We start from the raw sequence: 2,414 nt of genomic DNA, 5'->3' as shown, positions 1-2,414 counted from the left end.
GCTGACCGCGAGGCCGATCCATCATCACCACCGTCGCGGTCCATCGTGTCACCTTCGATGTCGCGCGCTCCTCACCGACGATGTCGCTCTACAGGTCCGTCACTTCGCCCTCGTGACTGGTGAAGAGGCTGACCCCGTAATGCTGACACATCCGATGGATGGAGGCGATATCGGCAAGGGAGCGGGAAATCCGGTCCAGGCCCTCGGCGACGATGATGCTGAACCGGCCGGCCTCGGCATCCTTGAGCATGTCCGCCAGACCACCCCGCGCCATGGTTGCGCCCGTCTGGGCGGCATCCTCGTACACAGCCACCACAACTGCCGTCTCACCGAACTGTCGCGTGATGAGCGAGCGGCACAGGGCGATCTGGTCTGCGATGGAGGACGGGCGCTGTAAGTCGCTGGAATAGCGAGCGTAAATGGCGATACGTGGAGCTGTCGTCATGCCCGATCTATGGCGCGTCCAACCGGTATCCGCAATCGGAAAAAGGGCACCATCCAAGGGGCTATGTTGGCGCCCGAGGCGAAGGCGTGGGTATACCTGCGGTTGGCTGGAGTTGGCGGAAGTTGGCTGAAACCGGCGCGACTTGGCCGAAGTTGGCCCGAATTCATCCCGTCGTACCTGTGGCAGGATATGTCAGGTAGGCCCACTCGTGGCCTACCTGACCGCCCGGTGGGCGTCCTGCCCTTACTCGCAGTGCTGCGCCCCGCTCGACGGGTGAAAAAAGCTGCGCACCGGGTGGTGCCCAGCGGGCATGAGAAAGCCGCCCACGACGGGGCGGCTTTCTGGAGTCGCTCAGCTTGCGCTGGTTTACGACGGGGCGGAGGCCTCCGCCAGCTTGCGGCGCTGCCAGGCGACCCATTCCGGGGCGTAGGAGCCGATCACGTCTTCCATGGTGTGGGCGATGTCCTCGTCCGACAGGCCGGTCGTCAGCATCGCCTGGGCCATCTTCACGAAGAGGTCCCGCCCGGCCACCTTGGAGAGCTTCCGCTCCAGCGCGGCGATGTGGTCCTGCTTGGCGATCAGGTCCTGCAGCAGGCGCTCGTAGCGCTGGAACGGGATGCGCACATCGAAGGCCTGGTCCGACGGCGCCGGCTGGCCTGCCGCGTCGTAGCGGCCGGTCTTGCGGATCGCCGGCAAGACCTCGCCCACCACCCAATCCTCGAACCGCTCGGCCGCCGGCAGCTTGGAGCGCATGATCAGGCGGTAAAGGTCGCGCTCTGGAATCACGTTGGTCTGAGGGTCCAGGGTGGGCGAAACGCCCACCCCTACCGGCCGATCACGCTCGCAGTGCGCCTCGATCACCTTGGCCGTAGCGGCGTAGCCCTAGACGCCTGCGACATCTATAGCGATGAATCAGAGTTCAGTCTCGGCCCGGACCTACTTCAGGGAGAAGGTCACTCGCTCTCTCCGCTATGCGGCTTACCTTCTGGGCGTAAAGCGAGAACGGCAACAGCCTCCGCGATGACCTGAGTTCGTTCCGGCTCGGCTAAGTGGAGGAGACGTTCGGCGGCCCAGGCGCCGCAACAGCCGCGCACCTCCTCAATCGTTTGCGGGGCGTAAGGAAGAACTTCCAGTAAGAGATCCTTTACGAGACGGCGGATGTAGTTATTCCTGATGGATCGGGTACACAACTTGGTCTGCTCCCAAACACGCCCTCAGTAATTTGCAGCGGTGCGTGCGCCTGTCTCTGCGGAAGGGACGCCCTCTTGATCGTGAAGACGTGGAGGCACTTTGGCTACCTGAGCATCCATACAGGGTGGCGGTGCCCCACCTTACGCCGGGTGAGCTATTTCCACCGCGCTTCGCTGCCCCGGCCGTTCGTGGTAGAAGCTGAAAGTGTCCCACATTGGGCAAAACTATTGCGACGGTGATACGTGAGCGAGCAGTCGAATATTCTCTTGCAGCTCCTTCAGAGCCTGGGGCTGCTGTCGCTCCTGACGCTTGTTCACAGCGTGGTTTCGCGGCGGTTCGATGGGCAGAGCGTTCAGCCGTGGCTGTTGTCCGCGCTCTTCGCCGTGGGCGTCATTGCCGTCATGAGTGCGCCCTTTCAAGTCATACCCGGCTTCTACCTCGATGGACGCGGTGTAGTCCTGGGCTTGGCTGCTCCTTTCGGCGGCACTGTGGCCGCGATCGTAACGGCTGGTGTGGCGGCTGCCTACCGGCTGGCGGTGGGCGGCATCGGTGCACCGGCCGGAGTGCTGGGCATAGTCCTAGCGGCATCGGCCGGCATCCTGTTCAGGCATACGATCCAGCGCAGAAGCGGCGCCTTGAGCGCGAAACACCTGGGGCTTCTGGGGCTCCTTGTCTCCACTTATGCCTTGCCCGAGGGGAGAGGTTTTTCGCTGCTGGCTGACCTCGGCTGGATCATCCTCGCGACGACAGTCGGGGGTATCCTCCTCATCGGTGCTTT

General features: G+C 63.5%; 3 protein-coding genes. 1 reads left to right on the top strand and 2 read right to left on the bottom strand.

All coding sequences use genetic code 11. The annotated features are described in order from the left end of the window. Window positions 1–88: 88 nt before the first annotated feature. Complete coding sequence (locus CRP50_RS24640; RefSeq protein WP_097281845.1) at window positions 89–445, bottom strand: recombinase family protein; 357 nt, start codon at window positions 443–445, stop codon at window positions 89–91. Between the two features lie 366 nt (window positions 446–811). After that, window positions 812–1,267, bottom strand: a complete 456-nt coding sequence (locus tag CRP50_RS24635; RefSeq protein ID WP_281257971.1) for a Bro-N domain-containing protein — start codon at window positions 1,265–1,267, stop codon at window positions 812–814. 611 nt (window positions 1,268–1,878) lie between these two features. Between CRP50_RS24635 and CRP50_RS24630 the strand changes: the two genes are divergently transcribed. Continuing rightward, window positions 1,879–2,414: LytS/YhcK type 5TM receptor domain-containing protein (locus CRP50_RS24630; RefSeq protein ID WP_281257970.1), on the top strand; the 536-nt coding region annotated here is incomplete at its 3' end.

Origin of the sequence: Caenispirillum bisanense (assembly GCF_900230255.1) — a bacterium.
GTDB classification, from domain to species: Bacteria; Pseudomonadota; Alphaproteobacteria; order Rhodospirillales; family Rhodospirillaceae; genus Caenispirillum; species Caenispirillum bisanense_A.
This window is presented reverse-complemented; position numbering and strand designations above follow the sequence as displayed.

Bases quoted from the DNA above. Each gene is read 5' to 3' on its own strand.
- CRP50_RS24640 (WP_097281845.1), bottom strand. From the start codon at position 445: ATGACGACAGCTCCACGTATCGCCATTTACGCTCGCTATTCCAGCGAC.